14 protein-coding genes are annotated in these 16,340 nt (G+C 70.9%); 4 read left to right on the top strand and 10 right to left on the bottom strand.

Going from position 1 to position 16,340, the window contains the following annotated elements; all coding sequences use genetic code 11:
* Positions 1-14 precede the first annotated feature (14 nt).
* Both LC438_RS15745 and LC438_RS15740 read right to left on the bottom strand, forming a co-directional pair.
* Positions 15-1,646: an amidohydrolase gene (locus LC438_RS15745; protein WP_223587138.1), complete on the bottom strand. Its 1,632-nt coding sequence runs from the start codon at positions 1,644-1,646 to the stop codon at positions 15-17.
* Positions 1,643-2,893, bottom strand: coding sequence for an MFS transporter (locus LC438_RS15740; protein WP_223587137.1), 1,251 nt, complete (start codon positions 2,891-2,893; stop codon positions 1,643-1,645). Before LC438_RS15740 ends, LC438_RS15745 begins: the two co-directional genes overlap by 4 nt.
* Positions 2,894-3,084: 191 nt before the next feature.
* Between LC438_RS15740 and LC438_RS15735 the strand changes: the two genes are divergently transcribed.
* The 3 genes from LC438_RS15735 (at position 3,085) to LC438_RS15725 (ending at position 5,514) form a co-directional block, all read left to right on the top strand.
* Complete coding sequence (locus tag LC438_RS15735; protein WP_105674821.1) at positions 3,085-3,687, top strand: TetR/AcrR family transcriptional regulator C-terminal domain-containing protein; 603 nt, start codon at positions 3,085-3,087, stop codon at positions 3,685-3,687.
* A gap of 76 nt (positions 3,688-3,763) precedes the next feature.
* Positions 3,764-5,380 carry a sodium-dependent transporter gene (locus tag LC438_RS15730; protein WP_223587136.1) on the top strand — a complete coding sequence of 539 codons (1,617 nt, stop codon included), beginning with the start codon at positions 3,764-3,766 and terminating at the stop codon, positions 5,378-5,380.
* Positions 5,377-5,514: a methionine/alanine import family NSS transporter small subunit gene (locus LC438_RS15725; protein ID WP_105674817.1), complete on the top strand. Its 138-nt coding sequence runs from the start codon at positions 5,377-5,379 to the stop codon at positions 5,512-5,514. The genes LC438_RS15730 and LC438_RS15725 overlap by 4 nt, the downstream gene beginning before the upstream one ends.
* A gap of 4 nt (positions 5,515-5,518) precedes the next feature.
* Here the strand turns inward: LC438_RS15725 and LC438_RS15720 are convergent, their stop codons facing one another.
* Complete coding sequence (locus LC438_RS15720) at positions 5,519-6,340, bottom strand: hypothetical protein (RefSeq protein ID WP_105674815.1); 822 nt, start codon at positions 6,338-6,340, stop codon at positions 5,519-5,521.
* A gap of 130 nt (positions 6,341-6,470) precedes the next feature.
* On the bottom strand, positions 6,471-7,406 hold the full coding sequence (locus LC438_RS15715) for an NAD(P)-dependent oxidoreductase (protein WP_223587135.1): 936 nt from the start codon (positions 7,404-7,406) through the stop codon (positions 6,471-6,473).
* A 125-nt stretch (positions 7,407-7,531) separates the two neighbouring features.
* Here LC438_RS15715 and LC438_RS15710 point away from each other — a divergent pair, with 125 nt between their 5' ends.
* Complete coding sequence (locus tag LC438_RS15710; protein WP_223587134.1) at positions 7,532-8,395, top strand: AraC family transcriptional regulator; 864 nt, start codon at positions 7,532-7,534, stop codon at positions 8,393-8,395.
* Positions 8,396-8,401: 6 nt separating this feature from the next.
* Here LC438_RS15710 and LC438_RS15705 read toward each other — a convergent pair whose 3' ends face one another.
* Genes LC438_RS15705 through LC438_RS15680 form a run of 6 tightly spaced genes read right to left on the bottom strand, consistent with a single transcriptional unit; the run spans position 8,402 to position 16,285 of the window.
* Positions 8,402-9,019, bottom strand: a complete 618-nt coding sequence (locus LC438_RS15705) for a GNAT family N-acetyltransferase (protein ID WP_223587133.1) — start codon at positions 9,017-9,019, stop codon at positions 8,402-8,404.
* Positions 9,016-11,118 (bottom strand): penicillin acylase family protein, encoded by a 2,103-nt coding sequence (locus tag LC438_RS15700; RefSeq protein ID WP_223587132.1) that lies wholly within the window; start codon positions 11,116-11,118, stop codon positions 9,016-9,018. The genes LC438_RS15705 and LC438_RS15700 overlap by 4 nt, the downstream gene beginning before the upstream one ends.
* Before the next feature lie 4 nt (positions 11,119-11,122).
* The gene (locus LC438_RS15695) at positions 11,123-12,913 is read right to left on the bottom strand and encodes an IucA/IucC family siderophore biosynthesis protein (RefSeq protein WP_223587131.1); all 1,791 of its coding nucleotides are present in this window, start codon (positions 12,911-12,913) and stop codon (positions 11,123-11,125) included.
* Positions 12,910-13,491 carry a GNAT family N-acetyltransferase gene (locus tag LC438_RS15690; RefSeq protein ID WP_223587130.1) on the bottom strand — a complete coding sequence of 194 codons (582 nt, stop codon included), beginning with the start codon at positions 13,489-13,491 and terminating at the stop codon, positions 12,910-12,912. Before LC438_RS15690 ends, LC438_RS15695 begins: the two co-directional genes overlap by 4 nt.
* Positions 13,488-14,816, bottom strand: coding sequence for a lysine N(6)-hydroxylase/L-ornithine N(5)-oxygenase family protein (locus LC438_RS15685; RefSeq protein WP_223587129.1), 1,329 nt, complete (start codon positions 14,814-14,816; stop codon positions 13,488-13,490). Before LC438_RS15685 ends, LC438_RS15690 begins: the two co-directional genes overlap by 4 nt.
* On the bottom strand, positions 14,813-16,285 hold the full coding sequence (locus tag LC438_RS15680) for an aspartate aminotransferase family protein (protein WP_223587128.1): 1,473 nt from the start codon (positions 16,283-16,285) through the stop codon (positions 14,813-14,815). Before LC438_RS15680 ends, LC438_RS15685 begins: the two co-directional genes overlap by 4 nt.
* Between the last annotated feature and the right edge of the window lie 55 nt (positions 16,286-16,340).

Raw genomic sequence — 16,340 nt, 5'->3', positions numbered from 1 at the left:
ACGGGCATCGCCGATCACTCCGGCGCCGAGTACTCCTCCACGCCGGCGATCACGGTGAGCACGACGTGAGCCCCGAGCAGCGAGGCCGCCCCCTCGACGAACGGATCGACGTCGAGCACCGCGAAGTCGGCGGCCTGCCCGACCGCGATCGTTCCGCGCCAGGCGCCGTCGCCCACGGATGCCGCGGCATCCCGCGTCGCATGCGCGATCGCCCGCTCCAAGGGCAGCGCGAACTGCGGATGCACCGCGGGCGCCGACGGGTCCAGCGCCGACGCCCTGGTCGCCGCGACGTACATGTTCGCGAGAGCCTCGTGCGGCGCGGTGGGCGCATCCGTCGAGAAGGCGAGGAGCGCGCCGGCATCCTCGTACTCCGGCCAGGCGAACGCGCGGTCGACGCGTTCATCGCCGAGCTGGGCGGCCCAGTTCGCGAAGATCGCGGGATCGGCGTGCACCGGCTGCATCGACGCGGTCACTCCGAGCCTCGCCATGCGTTCGGCCGTGCCGGGGGCCGCATACTCCAGGTGCTCGATGCGATGACGCCGGGGGCGGTCTCCGTTCTGCGCGACGGCGTGCTCGATCGCGTCGAGTGCGAGCGTGCTCGCGGCGTCGCCGATCGCGTGCATCGCGATCTGCAGGCCGGCCGCATCCGCCGCCGCGACGACGGGGAACAGCCGCTCGGCCGGCCAGATCGCGTCGGCGTTCGACCCGTCGGCGTACGGGTTCTTCATGGCGGCCGTGCAGGCGTCGATCGTGCCGTCGAGCACGAGCTTGATGCCCCGCACCCGCACCCCGGCCTGCGGAGCGGCGGCGAGCTCGGCCGCCCGTGCGACCTGGGCGAGGTTCGCGGCGTCGTCTCCCGTGTTGGCGACGAACCAGTGCGCGTCGATCCGCAGCGGTAGGGCCCCTCGCGCGGCCGCGCGGCCGAGTGCGGCGAGACCGAGCTCATCGAACGCCATGTCTACGGCTCCGGTGACGCCGGACTCCAGGTAGGCGGCGACGACCCGCTCGACGTCGGCGTCGCGCTGCGCGTCGGTGGTCGTGGCGTCGCGGTGCGTCCAGGCGAACTGCTGGGCCGCGGTCTCGTACAGCATCCCGGTGGCGTCGCCCGCGGCATCCCTCTCGATGCGCCCGCCGATGGGATCGGGGGTGTCGCGCGTGATGCCGAGCCTCGCCAGGGCGGCGCTGTTCACCCAGCACGAGTGGTAGTCGTTGGCGTCGAGGAAGACGGGGATGTCGGAGACGGCGGCGTCGATCATCGCGGCGGTCGGCTGGCCGCCCTCGATCGCGTCGAACAGCCAGCCGCGACCGTACAGCTCGCCCTCAGCCTGCGCGCGGGCCGCTCGCAGGCGCTCCTGGATCTCCTCCAGGGTGCGCGCGTCGGTGAGGCCGACCTGTCCGAGCGCGCTGCCCATCATGAGCAGGTGGGTGTGCGCATCGGTGAATCCGGGCACCACCGCCCGCCCGTCGAGATCGACGACCGCATCGGATGCCGGAGCATCCGCCTCTGCGCCCACGAAGACGAACCTGCCGTCCTCCACGACGACGGCGTCGGCCCACTGCGCGTCGTCGGCGGCGGTGAAGAATCGGGCGTTGCGGTACAGCGTGCGGGTCACTTCGACTCCCTCTGGTCGCTCAGTGCGGGTCATGCGGGGATCTCCTCGTGGGCGACGACGGTGGTGGCGGTGCGCTCGAGGCGCGTGGACAGCAGGGCGATCACCCCGGCGGGAACGGCGAGGACGAAGCTCGCAATGCCGAGCGCGATCGCGAAGCCCTCATAGCCGAGCACGCTGACCAGCGCGGCGCCGATCACCGGGGTCAGGGCGGAGCCGACGAGATAGACGGCGAGGAGCGGCCCGGACCAGCGGCCGTCGGCGTCGAGGGCGGCCGAGGTCGAGACGAAGTACATGAACGCGACCGCGTACACGGTGTTCCAGGCGATGAAGACGACGATGAACGCCGTCGGATCGGTGGTGAAGCCCTCGACGATCTTCAGCGCCCCGCCGAGGACGAGCAGGATCACGAGCGGCACCGCCCGGCCGAGCTTGTCGCCGACGATCATGAGCAGCAGGGAGCCGAGGAGTCCTCCGGCGGTCGCGCCGCTGAGGGCGATGCCGAGCCCCTCGGGGGTGAGGCCGGTCTGCTCGGCGCCCATGACCCCGGCCATCGCCCACAGCGAGTCCTCGCTGGCGGCCCAGAGCGCGAACGTCACGAGCAGGCCGAAGCCCGCGATCGTCACGAGGCGCGACCGCGCAGGAGACACCCTGACCGCGCCGGTCTCGGGGATGTCGATCGGCATGGCCTCCGCCACGGCGGCCGCGGCCTGCGGTGCGATGACGGGCGCCGCCGGCAGCCACGCCGACACGAGCAGGCCGATCAGGCTGAACAGCGCCAGAGCGCCGAACACGTCGATGGGGGCGAGACCGATCAGCGGGATGACGGCGAGCACGACGGTGATGACTCCGCGGTTGGCGAGGCCGTTGAACCCGGCGACGCGGTCGGGGTTGCGGAACGCGGCCAGCGCCGCACCGGATGCTGCGACCGCACCGCCGGCGCCGATGCCCCCGGCGAGGAGACCCGGAAGCACGAGGCCGGGCAGGAACGCCGCCGCGCCGAAGCCCAGGACGGCGAGGGCGAGGCCGGTGCGCGCGACCGTGCGGCGGTGGATGCCGGCGCACAGCGGTGCGATCGAGAGCCCGGAGACGGCGGTGAGCAGCAGAGTGGCCGTCACGAGCCAGCTGGCCGCGAGCACGTCGATGCCGAGGGCGGTCTGCGCCGCGGTGATCATGTAGGGGGAGAGGTTGACGCCGAGGTAGCCGGCGATGCCGATGGTGAAGGTGGCGGTGGCGGTCGGCAGGCGGAGGGGGACTCGAGTGCGGAGATCGGGAACGGTCATGGAGGACTCCAAGGGCGGGCGCACGGCGGTGTGCGCGGGTGTCGGATGAGGCGGGATGCGCGGGTGGGGCATGCCACGCATAAACGAATGGTGTTCGTAAACGAATGGTGTTCATTATTATGCACAGAGGAGATGTCGCAGGGAAGACCCTGTGTTGCGAGCACGTGACGATCTCCTGGGAATGAGGAACCATGCCGAGACCGACCACGCCGCTGCTGTCGGCCGAGATCATCGGCGATGCCGGACTCGCCCTGTCGCGTGCGGGAGAGCCGTTCGGCGTCAACGCCATCGCCCGGAGCCTCGGCGTGCGGCCGTCGTCGCTCTACAACCACGTCGACGGCATGGACGGCATCGTCGAGCTCATGCGCGGGCGCCTCATCATCGGATACCGGGTCGAGCCGTCGGGCGACGCATGGGACGACTATCTGGTCGACGTGCTCCGCACACAGCGCCGCATGTACGCCGACCACCCGCAGCTCGTGCCCCTGCTCATCGGCAAGACGATCACCCACCCCTCGGTGATCGCCGCCTACGACGAGCTCGCGACGGTGCTCGTCGACGGAGGATTCCCCGAAGACGAGATCCTCGCGATCATCGCCCTCATCGACGCCTTCGCCATCGGCTTCGGACTCGACCTCGCCTCCCCCGACGACATCTGGCAGCCGGAGGGGGAGACCCGCACCCTCGGGCGTCTCCTCGACGGAGCAGAGCGCGGCGAGGCCCGTTCCGACCGCACCTTCGAGCTGGGCGTCTCGGTGCTGCTCGACTCGCTGCGCGCGCGGCTGGCCGCATAGACCCGAGCCGCACCGGTTCATCGAGGTCGCGGCTCGCCCCCGGCATCCGTCCGTCATCTCGGGTAGTCTCGCCCGCATGCCCACCGCAGCGACGCAGACCCACAAGCGCGAGGCGTTCGGCTCGCGGAACGTCTTCATCCTCTCCGCGATCGGATCGGCCGTCGGCCTCGGCAACATCTGGCGCTTCCCCTACGTCGCGTACGAGGGCGGCGGAGGCGCGTTCCTCATCCCTTATCTGTGCGCCCTGCTGACCGCCGGCATCCCCCTGCTGTTCTTCGACTACGCGATCGGCCACCGCTTCCGCGGGTCGGCGCCGCTCGCCTTCCGGCGCCTGCACCGCTCCGCCGAGACGCTCGGCTGGTGGCAGGTCCTGATCTGCGTCGTGATCTCCGTCTACTACGCCGTCATCATCGCGTGGTCGGCGATGTACACGTGGTTCTCCGCACAGCTCACCTGGGGCCCGGGCAACGAGAACGACTTCTTCTTCTCCGATTTCCTGCAGTCGGCGGACGTCGCGAAGACGGGCGTCTCCACCGAGTTCGTGCCGCAGGTCGGTCTTCCCCTCGTCGTGGTCTGGCTGGCCGTGATCGTGATCATGTGCCTCGGCGTCAAGAAGGGCATCGGGCGCGCGAACATGATCCTCATGCCGCTGCTGACCGTGATGTTCGCGGTGCTCGTGGTGCAGTCGCTCTTCCTGCCCGGCGCCCTCGACGGGTTGAACGCGTTCTTCACGCCCGACTGGGAGGCGCTCGCCGATCCCGCGGTGTGGGCCTCGGCGTACGGGCACATCTTCTTCTCGCTCTCCGTGGCGTTCGGCATCATGGTGACCTACTCGTCCTATCTGAAGCGCAAGACCGACCTCACCGGGTCGGGGCTGGTGGTCGCCTTCGCGAACTCGGGCTTCGAGATCCTCGCCGGCATCGGCGTGTTCGCGGCGCTCGGCTTCATGGCGCAGGCGCAGGGCACCGATGTGTCCGGCGTCGCCTCGTCGGGCATCGGACTGGCGTTCATCGCGTTCCCCACGATCGTCTCGCAGGCGGCCGGCGGATCGATCATCGGCGTGCTGTTCTTCGGGGCGCTCGTCTTCGCGGGTGTGACGTCGCTGATCTCGATCCTGGAGGTGATCGTCGCCGCCCTGCAGGACAAGCTGGGGTGGAGCCGCATCCGCACGACGCTCACCGTGTCGATCCCGCTGGCGGTCATCTCGATGGCTCTCTTCTCGACGACGACCGCGCTCTCGGTCCTGGACACGACGGATGCCTTCGTCAACGCCTTCGGGATCATGGCGGTGGCCCTCGTCGCCGTGATCGTCGTCGCCTGGATGCTGCACAGGCTCCCCGCGCTCAAGGACCACCTGAACCGGCGATCGAGCTTCCCCGTCGGACGGGTGTGGATGCTGCTGGTCGGCGTCCTCGCACCTGTCGTGCTCGGATACCTCTTCGTCACGGGGCTGATCGACAAGATCGCGAACCCCTACAGCGGGTACCCCGCGTGGTTCCTCGGCGTCTTCGGGTGGGGCATGGTGATCGCCCTGGTGGTGCTCGCCTTCGGTCTCGCACTGCTGCCGTGGGGTCGGCGCTCCCACGCGAAGGACGACCCCGACTACGACGAGTTCCTCGCGGCCGAGCACTACGACCCCGATCAGGAGACCGCCGCGCACGCGCAGCCCGAGCAGAGGGGAGCGGTCGCATGAGCGCCGCAGCCGTCGTCATGATGATCATCGCCATGGTCACGGTCTGGGGCGGCCTCATCGCCGCGATCGTGAACCTCGCCCGCCACCCCGAGGTCGCGGAGAGCGAGCCGGAGGCCCCGCCCGTCGAGCTGTAGGCGGTCAGTCGCCGACGGGGCCGAACGCCTCGAGGTCCTCTTCGAGCCAACGCAGCAGGGATGCCGCGCACATCAGCGCGATGACCGCGTTCGCCGGCGTGTACTGCTGTGGCGATACCCCGTGCGAGGTCGCGTGGCGGCTGAACTCCGTCGGCGACTCGTCACCTGGCGCGTAGGACACGTACGCCGATGCCAAGGGCAGGAGCACGAGAGACGTGCGCAGAGACGCGGCGAGTCGCATCTTCCTGGTGTTCCGACTCATGATCGTCGCCCATTTGTGCCCGAAGGTCGCGGGGACGACATACTCGCTCCCCAGGGTGTCGATGATGTTCGTAGAGAGCGCTTGAGATGCCTCGACATGTCCGGCGTTCAGTGCGTCGATCGCGTGAGCGAGGAACACGCCGTGGGAGCGACCCCGAGCTGTGGTCATGCCATTCGCGATGGCCCAGCAGTCTGACGCGATGCTCTCGCTCCGCTCTTCCAGAAGAGCGCGCCTGGCCGAAGCGTTCGGCGCCGCGAGGAGAGAGGTGACGGTGGATGCTCTGGGCACGTGGATCAACGCGATGCCCTCGTCCTCGGCGATGCTCTGCACGAGGGTGAGATCGGGTATGTCTGCACCGCGCCAGTTCGGGGGGAGATACTTCGCCAGCTGCTCGACGACCGTCCCCAACGTCGAGACGAGAGCGCTGAGATCGGGTCTCGCGTACGCATCGATGACTGGCGCCACCTGCTCGGCGAAGGTGCGGATGATGGTCTCTGCCGCGCGTTGCATCGACGCATACTCCACGGTCACGGCTTCGAAGATCTTCGCCGTGGTCTCGACCATGCGTCTCAAGCCTTCGGCGGCTGTCGCAGCGGAGCGCGCGCGAAGGACCTCTTCTTCCGTCGCCCCGGGATGGTCGTCTGTATCGTCGTGCACAGGATCCAGCATGCCAGTGGTTCTCGGAACCTTGAGATCAGGGGCGGACCTGGTTCCTCAGCTCCTCGCCCGCGATGAGCCGTGCGACGTTCTCGTCGATGAGCGCGCTCGCGCCGACGGGCCTGTTGCCTGCGACGTGCGGGGTGATCACGAGGTTCGGCGTCGTCCACAGCGGGGACTCCGCGTCGAGGGGCTCGGTCTTCATCACGTCGATCGCGGCGGTGCGGAGCCGACCCGTCGCCAGTGCGTCGATCAGGGCGTCCTCGTCGACGGTGGCGCCGCGGCCGACGTTCACGAACACGGCCCCCGGCCGCAGCATCCCGAACACCGCGGCGTCGAAGAGGTCGGCGGTCTCGGGAGAAGCGGGGACGAGGGAGACGAGGACGTCGGTCTCGGCCAGCACCTCGGCGGCGTCCGCCTCCGCGCGCACCTCGAACCCGGACCGGATGCCGGAGCTGCGGGCGATGCCGCGCACGTCGGCGCCGAGCAGACCGAGCATGGGGGCGAGTCGTGCGGCAATCGAGCCGAATCCCCAGATCGTCACGCGGGATCCGGCGAGGGTGTACGCGGAGCGGGTCTCCGCGGCGCTCTGGGCGGAGATGAAGTCCGCGTCCCACCGCCGTTGGCGCTGCGCGTCGTGGAGCAGGTCGAGTCGGCGCACCGCCCCGAGGATCAGCGCGAGAGCGTGCTCGGCGACGGGGCCGTCGTGCAGGGAGCGCCCGGAGCAGATCCGCACGTCCGCGGCGAATCCGGCGGCGAGCACGGCATCCGGCCCCGCAGCCAGCGTCTGCACGAGCCGCAGCTCCGGCAGATCCCGCACGGCGTGGTCGAGCTGGCGCCCCGGGTTCTGCCAGGTGACCAGCACCTCGGCATCCCTGTGCCCTGCGGGGATGTCCGCGGATACGTCGTAGACCACGACCTCCGCATCGGATCCGAGCTGCAGCTCGATGGTGTTCGGGACAAGGATCTTCATGGCGCCTCCCTCACCAGGAAAGCACATCGCGCGCGGGGCCCGGTGCGGGCATGATCGGATCGGACCGGAACGATCGGGTGCGAGCCCGCCGCCGGAAGGGATGCTGGACAGGAAAGGAGGACCCCATGATCGGAGCACTCAACGCACTGGTCGATCTCGTGGAGCGGGATGCCGCGGCCGAGGTCGACGTCGCCGGGTTCGCCCGCGCGCAGGGAACCACCGAGTACCACCTGCGCCGGATGTTCTCGGCGCTCGCCGGAATGCCCCTGTCGGAGTACGTCCGGCGCCGGCGTATGACGCTCGCCGCCGCGGAACTCGTCGGCGGCGCCCCGAACGTCCTGGACGTCGCGGTTCGACACGGCTACGGCTCGGTCGAGGCGTTCGGCCGGGCGTTCCGCGCCGTGCACGGCATCGGCCCGGCGGAGGCGCGACGAGACGGGGGTCCTCTCCGCACACAACCCATGCTCCGGTTCCGCCTGAGCGTAGAAGGGAGCGTCCCCATGGACGTCACCGTCATCACCCTGCCCGAGCTCGTGCTCGTCGGCCACGCCGCACGCGTGCCGCTCATCCACGAGGGCGTCAACCCGCACATCCAGCAGCACATCGCCGCCATCGCACCCGAGGAGCACGTGCGGCTCAAGGGGCTGAACGACGCCGAGCCCTCCGGCATCCTCGCGGTGACCGGCGACATCGAGCCGGATGCCCCCGAAGGGACGACGCTGACCTACCTGCACGGAGTGTCCCTGGCGCCGACCACCGCGGTGCCGGACGCCCTCGACGTCGTGCGCGTCGAGGGCGGAGCCTGGGCCGTCTTCTCGGCGACCGGTCCGTTCCCCGACACCCTGCAGAGCCTGTGGGCGGCGACCGCGACCGAGTGGTTCCCGTCCCACCCGTGGCGGCTGCGCCCCGGCCCCTCGATCGTCCGCTACCTGGAGTTCACCGGCACGCACGCCACCTGCGAGCTGTGGCTGGCCGTCGAACCGGAGTGACGGCGGTCAGCTGATCGCCGCGCGCTCCGCGTGCAGCCTCTCCCAGCGCTCGCGGGTGAGGAAGGCGAGCTGTCCGGTCTTGGTCGGCAGGTCGACGTGCGGGCCGAGCTCGAAGCCGGACTTCACCGCCCGTGCGACGGCGCGCTCGTTGCGCACGTCGGGCTCGATCACGAGGCGGTCGACGTCAGGGCCGGCGAACAGGAACTCCGCCATCGCTTCGGCGACGAGCGAGGTGAACCCCGCGACGGGCGCGCCGCGGTCACCGAGCAGGAAGTGGAGGCCGGCGTCTCCGGGGAGGGCGTCGTAGACCTCGCCGAGGGGATCGTTCTCGGGCTCGTACGTCTGGAGGAGCACGATCGGAAGCCCGTCGCGGCGCACGAGGAACGCGTGGTGGCTCGGCAGTCCGTCGACGAAGAGGTAGAGGTCGCGCAGCTCCTCTCGCGGAAGTTCGGAGAGCCCCCAGAAGCGCGAGGCGGGGCGGGTGACCCAGTCGTGCAGCAGGTCGAGCTCGGCCACGGGATCGAGCACCGTGAACTCCAGGCGCCCGAGAGCGGGCGAGTCCGTCGTGTGCACGACGGCGCCCGCCGGACCGCTCGCCAGGCGGGAGGTGCGGATGGCGGTCATGATGCTCCTGTCGGGGTGTCGGCGTGCAGCGCCGCCCAGTCGGTGACGACCCTCGTGGGGTGGACGGCGGCCCAGTCGCGGAGCTGGTCGGAGAAGTGCGGGGAGCCGGGGGCGCCCGCGGCGCCGAACGGCACGCTCCACAGGCTCTGCTCGCGGTCGGCGAGGTCCCATGCCCACCGGGCGACGGAGCCCCGCCAGGCGCGGTCGGTGAGCCCTGGTGTGGATCCGGTGCAGCGCACGGCGTCCCCGTCTCCGGACAGCTCGATGTCGAGACCCGCGACCGGGGCCGTGGCCCGGTCGACGTCCGCGAGGACGTGCGTCGGCAGCATCCGGTGCGTCGATCCCCAGGTACCGGCGTCCGCCGCCCTCTCCAGAGCCCGCCGCACCAGAGCCGGAGCGTCGTCGCGCAGGGCCGGATGCTGGAGCAGCCGGGGGAGCACCGCGGCGATCTGTCCTTCGACGCCCATCCACGGGTCGAAGACCGCGCCGAAGGGGTGCGGCTCCCGCAGCGGTGCCAGCGTCGGATGCGCGGCCGTCTCCTGCACGAGCGCGTCGCGCCAGGCCCCGAAGGCGCCGGCCGCCTCGGAGCCCGCATCCATCCGCCCGTCCCATGCCGTGATGAGGTCGCGGACTCGCACGGCCGCGGGGGAGAGCGAGGCGTCGGGAGAGGGGAGCAGGGCGCGCAGCGGCGCCGTCGACCCCGATGCGGTGTCGCCCCAGATCGGCTCGAAGTCCGCGGGGGTGCGCGGGGCGAGGTCGGCGAGAAGACGGGCGATGCGCGACGCCCGATGAGACGACGGGTACGCCCAGCCGAGGTCGATCGCCGCGGCGGACGGGCGCTCGTTCGCGTCGACGGCGACATCGCGCACGACGACGGCGCCGACCCTGTCGCGGTCGGGGGCGGGAGCGACGGACGCGGCGGAGTGCGCGCGTCGGCGTTCGTCTCTCTCTCGACGGGGAACGGTCCCGACCGTGGCCGACAGCACGTCGCCTCCGCGGTCTGCGGCGAGCACGCGATTGACGGGATCGACCCAGCGGCCGAAAGCCGAGATCACGTCCTGAGCCGTGCGCGCCCGCAGCAGCGGCAGGAGCGCTCCGGCCCCGAGATCGGCGTTCGTCCGCGCGGGATGCCGGATGCTCCAGGCCCGCAGCCCGCCGTCGTGCGGATGCGGATCGGTCACGATGCAGCCGCGAGCCGTCTCCAGCGACTCGACCTCGATCGTGTCGCCTCCGCGCACGGCGATCAGCGACCTGTGCACCTCGACGGGCTCCCACCCGCGGGGTCCGAGCGCTTCGTACCCGCTCTGCACGGTCCGCAGACGCTCCTCGAACACGTCCACGCTGTGCGCGATCGCGTTCGTGATGCCCCAGGCGGCGTCGCCGGTGTGACCGAAATGCGGCACGCCAGGGACGCCGGGGAAGGCGAGCCCGATCACGTCGAACTCGTCGCACGCGAGCCTGACCTGCTGATACACGCCGGGGAGCTCGAAGATCCGGTGCGGGTCACCCGCGAGCAGCGGCATCCCGCTGGCGGTGCGCGATCCGTGCAGCGCCCAGGCGTTGCTGCCCGCCGTCGGGGTCGTCTCCTCACCGGAGTCGCCGGCGAAGAGGTCGACCCACTCGTCGCCGAGCGCCAGCGCGACCCGCTCGCGCCACAGCACGTGCGGGAACGTCGAGAACAGCGCGTGCGCGACGTGCAGCACGCCGAGCGGATCGTGGTCGTCCCACGCGGTGAGCGGCCGGGTGTCTCCGAACGTCTCGTCGAGCACGCGGAACTCCGCCGCGCCGGAGCCCGCGGCATCCATCCCTTGGCGCACGCCCCCGGCGTAGGCGCTCACGAAGGCGCGATCCTCCTCACCGAGTGCGTCGAACGCGCGCCGCGCGGTCTCGTCGAGCCGCGCTCGTCGGGCGAAGACGTCCCACACGACACCCGCCTCCCCGATGAGCTCGGAGAGACGCCCCGCCGAACGCAGCCGGTCGACCTCGATCTGCCAGCCGCGGTCACGCGCGGTGACCTCACCCTGCGCCTCGGCGAGATCCCGCACGTCCGTCGCCCGGATGTGCGGGATGCCGAGGTCGTCCCGGAACACCTCTGCCATCCGCTCAGCCTCCCACGGTCTCCCGTGCAGCGGGCTGCGGGATGCGCGCACGGCCGATGGGGTTCTCCAGCCGCCCTGCGTACATCAGCGACGAGGACTGATCGGCGAGGTCCACCATCCGCAGGGTGTTGCGCAGCTGCAGCCGGTTCAGGCAGGAGTGCGCGAACGAGTCCGCACGCAGATCGACCAGGGACTCCAGGTGCGGATGCTCGGCGGCGTGCTCGTCGACCGTCTCCGCGACGAGCCGCCAGAACTCGATCTCCGGGAGCACCCCGTCGATGTGGAGGATCCCGGCCAGATGGCGCAGCACGCCGTCGAAGACATCGGTGAAGATCGCGAGCGCCTTCTCCTCGTCGTCGACGGGGGAGACGATCCTGCGCACATCCTCCGGCAGCGTGCGCGCGGAGAGCAGCGCCACCTCCTCGCCGATGTCCTTCATGAACACCCCGGTCGGCACGTGCTCGTCGAGGATCAGGATGAGGTTCTCGCCGTGGGGCATGAAGGCGAGGTCGTGCGCGAGCAGGCAGTGCGCGACCGGACGCAGGTAGGCGCGCAGCACGCTGCGGACCCACTCCGCCGCGGGGATGCCGGAGGCGCGGACGAGTGCGCCGACGACGGAGCGGCCCTCTCCGTCGCGGTGCAGGAGCGAAGCGAGGGTGGCCAGCCTCTGCGAACCGGAGACCAGGGGCACGGGGCTCTCCCGCCACAGGGCCGCGAGCATCTTCCGATGCGCCGACGGCTCCGCCGTGCGGTGGTAGACGTCGCCCGTGTATCCGATCGACGCGCGCTCGCGCAGCACCCGGAAGCCCGCGTCCCGCAGGGTGTCGTCGCCCGCTGCGAGCTCGGCGACCCAGTCGTTGATCGCCGGCGTGACGCGCATGTAGGCGGGGGAGAGGCCGCGGAGGAAGCCCATGTTCTGCACAGCGAGAGCGGTCTTCACGTAGTGACGGTGCGGGTGGGAGATGTTGAACATCGTCCGCACGGACTGCTGGGCGCGGTACTCGTCGTCGCTCTCTCCGATGAGCACGAGATCGCGGCGGGCGACGTCGGGGGCGAAGGTGATCGCGACGCGGTTCTCCCACTGCCACGGATGCACCGGCAGCAGGTGGAAGTCCGCCGGGTCCTCGCCGAGGTCGCGCAGACGCGTTGCGAACCGGTCGCGCTCCGCGGCGCTCAGCTCGCCCGACAGCAGCTGCTCCTCATCGATCCCGGCGCCGAGCGCGAGGTGAGAGGAGGAGCGGCGCGCGGCCGTCCACACCAGACGGAACGGGCGTCCTGCCTCCGGGGCGAACGCCGCATGGTCGGAGACGCCGAAGCCGATGCGCCCGTTGTTGGCGACGAACCCGGGGTGGCCCTCGGTCATCGCCGCCTCGACGGTCTGGAAGTCGGCGTCGGCCAGAGCATCCGCCGTCGGCCCGCCCTGCGCGATCTTGAACATCGAGCCGGCCAGCGTGGAGGCGATCTCCTCGAGGTAGAGCGGCAGCAGCTCGTCGGAGAGGCCCAGCTGCGGCTGCAGCTCCAGGATCAGCTGCTGGGCGTCGAGATCCGTCGCCGTCCCGCGGACGAGACGGCGGATGCTGTCCTCATCCACGATCCAGTGGTCGAGCTCTGCACGGACGGCGTCGAACAGGTACTCGGCGTCGCCCAGGGGAACCGTGAGGCGCCAGCCGCCGTCGTCGCGGCGCTCAGGGGAGATGAGCCGCTCGTGGGCGAACTCCGCGATGGCCTTCGCCACGAGGTGGCGCTGCGCGCGCTCGAGGGCGTCGGGGGTCAGATGGTCGGCGGGCGCGATCATGCGCGCTCCTCTCGGTCGAGGCGGGTGAGCGCGGATGCCGCGAAGGCCTCCCGCGTGCAGGTGGACAGCATCGCGGTCTTGAGGTGACCGCCCTCGTCGACGACGACCTCGCCGAGCTCCTGGAAGCCGGCCCGCACGTTCTTCGCGCGGATCCTCTCGTTGCGGACGTCGGGCTCGACCACCACCCGCGTCGCACCGAGTCCGTCGAAGCACCACGTCATGACCGCGGCGAACACGGCGTCGGTCAGACCGTGCCGCGTGACGGCTCCAGGCGGGGAGATGAGGACGTGCATGCCGAGGTCTCCCGGCGTCGCCTCGTGCACCTCGGTCAGCAGCACGCGGGCGGGGTCGTAGGTCTCGGCGTAGAACGCGGGTGCACCGTCGATCAGCCCCAGCCAGGCCTGCTGTCCCGGCGCGGTCGTCACGGAGGTGAGGTACTCCTCGACCTGCGCGGCATCCAGAGCGGTCATCCCCCAGAACGCCGAGTGCGGATCGGACAGCCAGCTCTGCAGCACGACGGCGTCGCGCCGCGGATCGGCGGGGATCAGGGTGATGTCGAGGCTCGTCGCGACGCTCATCGTGCGACCTCCCCCGCGTGGAGCGCCGGCGCGCGTCCGGCATCCGCGGGGATGCCGAAGTCCTGGAACGCGATGCGACGCTCGATCGGGTAGACCTCGCGCCCCGTGATCGAGGCGAGGATCGACGAGTTGCGCCATGCCCCGAAGCCGAGGTCGGGCGCGGTGAGGCCGTGGGTGTGCTCCTCGCCGTTCTGCACGAAGACGCGCCCGCGGCCGCCGTCGACGCTGTAGTCGCGCGCGACGTCGAGCCTGCCCAGCGCATCCCAGTCGAGGCGGTCGGCGATGCCGGAGAGGAACGGCGGCGTCTCGGCGGAGTACCCGGTCGCGAGCACCAGCGATGCGGTCTCCCGCTCGTGCTCCTCGCCGAGCTGTCCGTGCTGCAGCGTGAGGCGGTGCCGGGTGCCGTCCCACGACGCCGCCGTCACCTCGGTGTCGGTGAGCAGCGTGGTCGGCACCGGCCCGTCGGCGCTGAGCCGGTAGAGGGTGTCGTAGATGTCGTCGATGAGGTCGGCGGAGATGCCCTTGTACAGGCTCCGCTGCTCGCGCCCCAGATGCTGACGCAGGGCGATGGGGAGCGAGTGGAAGTGGTCGGTGTACTCGGGAGAGGTCATCTCCAGCGTGAGCTTCGTGTACTCCATCGGGAAGAACCGCGGCGAACGGGTGATCCAGTCCAGCCGGTATCCGCCGTCGCGGGCTCCCTCCAGGAGGTCGCGGTAGATCTCGGCTGCGGACTGGCCGCTGCCCACGACCGTGATCGAGTCGGTGGCCCTGAGCGCGTCGCGGTTCTCCAGGTACTCCGAGCTGTGCACGGCATGACCCGAGACGTCGCGCAGCGCCTGCGGCACCCGGGGCCTGGTCCCGACGCCGACGACGACGTGTCTGGCGCGCAGCGTGTGCTCCTCGCCCGTGTCGGTGCGCATCGCGCGGACGACGTAGACATCGTCGGCCGCGTCGTGCTCGACGGCGACGACCTCGCTGTTCCACTGCAGCTGGGGGAGCTGTGCGGCCGCCCAGCGGCAGTAGGCGTCGTACTCGGCGCGCAGTGCGTAGAAGCTCTCGCGGATGTAGAAGGGGTACAGCCTGCCCGACTGCTTCAGCCAGTTGAGGAAGGAGAACGGCGAGGTGGGGTCGGCCATCGTCACGAGATCGGCGAGGAACGGCACCTGGATCGTCGCGCCCTCGATCATCATGCCGTGGTGCCACCGGAAGCCGTCGGCGCGGTCGAGGAACACGGCGTCCAGCCCGAGCGGATCCGCAAGGCACGCCAGGCCGAGATTGAAGGGGCCGATGCCGACGCCGACGATGTCGTGCACGTGCGCGCTCATGCCGATGCCTCCGCTCCGACGAGGGCGTCGTCGAGATCGGCGGACATCCCCGCGAGCGCCGCCGCGGCATCCTTCACCATGCCGAGGATCGCCCGCACGTCGTCGAGGGTGGTCTCGGGATTCAGCAGGGTGAGCTTCAGGCAGGGGCGGCCGTCGATCACGGTCTTCGCGACGAGCGCGCGGCCGGACTCGAACAGCACGCGGCGCACACCGGCGACGAGCGCGTCCTGCGCAGCCGGGCTGGCACCGTCCGGGCGGACGCGGAAGAGCACCGTGCTCAGCTGCGTGCGACCGACGAGCTCGAGGTCGGGGTCGGCCTCGACGAGATCCCCGACGGATGCCGCGAGGTCGATCACCTCGTCGAAGAGGGCGCCGACGCCGTCGGCGCCCATCGCGCGGAGCGTCACCCACAGCTTCAGCGCGTCGAAGCGACGCGTCGTCTGCAGGGACTTGTCGACCTGGTTGGGCTCCTCGTTCTCGACGGGGTTCAGGTAGTCGGCGTGCCAGGCGCCGGCGGCGAGATCGCGCGGCTCGCGGACGAGGATCGCGCTGGACGACACCGGCTGGAAGAAGCTCTTGTGGAAGTCCACGGTCACCGACCGCGCCCGCTCGATGCCGTCGAGCAGGTGCCGGCGGCGCGGCGAGACGAGCAGGCCGCCGCCGTACGCGGCATCCACGTGCATCCACACGCCGCGGGTCTCGCAGACGTCGGCGAGGAGCGCGAGCGGGTCGATGACGCCGCGGTCGGTGGTCCCGGCCGTCGCGACGACCGCCATCGGCACGCGGCCGGCGGCGCTCGCCGCGGTGAGGGCAGCGTCGAGGGCCGAGGGCAGCATCCGTCCCTCACCGTCGTCGGCGACCTCGATCACCGCGTCCTCCGCGAGTCCGAGCAGCAGTGCGGACTTGCCGACGCTGAAGTGACTGGATGCCGTGGCGAGGACGACCAGTCGCGGGATCGCCTCGGAGCGGGGGGAGGAGAGCACGGCCAGCGCGGCCTCCCGTGCGAGGAAGAGGGCATGCAGGTTCGACTGGGTGCCGCCGGAGGTGAAGACTCCGTCGCCCGCGGCGAACCCGGCCCAGCCGGTCGCGAGCTCGATGAGGCGCCGTTCCATCAGCGTGCCGACGGCGGACTGGTCGTAGGTGTCGACCGAGGTGTTCACGGCCGCGAGGACCGACTCCGCCGCGACGGCCGGGAGCGCGACCGGGCAGTTCAGGTGGGCCGCGTACATCGGGTGGTGGAACCACACCGCGTGGGCGAGGAACAGCTCGTCGATCTCCCGGATCGCGGAGGGGGTGCCGATGCCCGATCCGGCGAGGTCGACGGCATCCACGAGCTGTTGCAGTTCGACGCGGGATGCACCCGACGCGGGCTGCGCGGTCTCGGCGAATCTGTCGGCGACCCGCGAGGTGGTGCGGGCGATCAGCGAGCGGTAGACATCGGCGGTGGACGAGGTGAGCAGCTCAGGCACGAATCGACTCCTTAGTTAGGATTGCCTATCCTACATAAGGAAGTTTATGGACGCA

The organism is Microbacterium sp. OVT16B, from assembly GCF_019969705.1.
GTDB lineage: Bacteria > Actinomycetota > Actinomycetes > Actinomycetales > Microbacteriaceae > Microbacterium > Microbacterium natoriense.
This window is presented reverse-complemented; position numbering and strand designations above follow the sequence as displayed.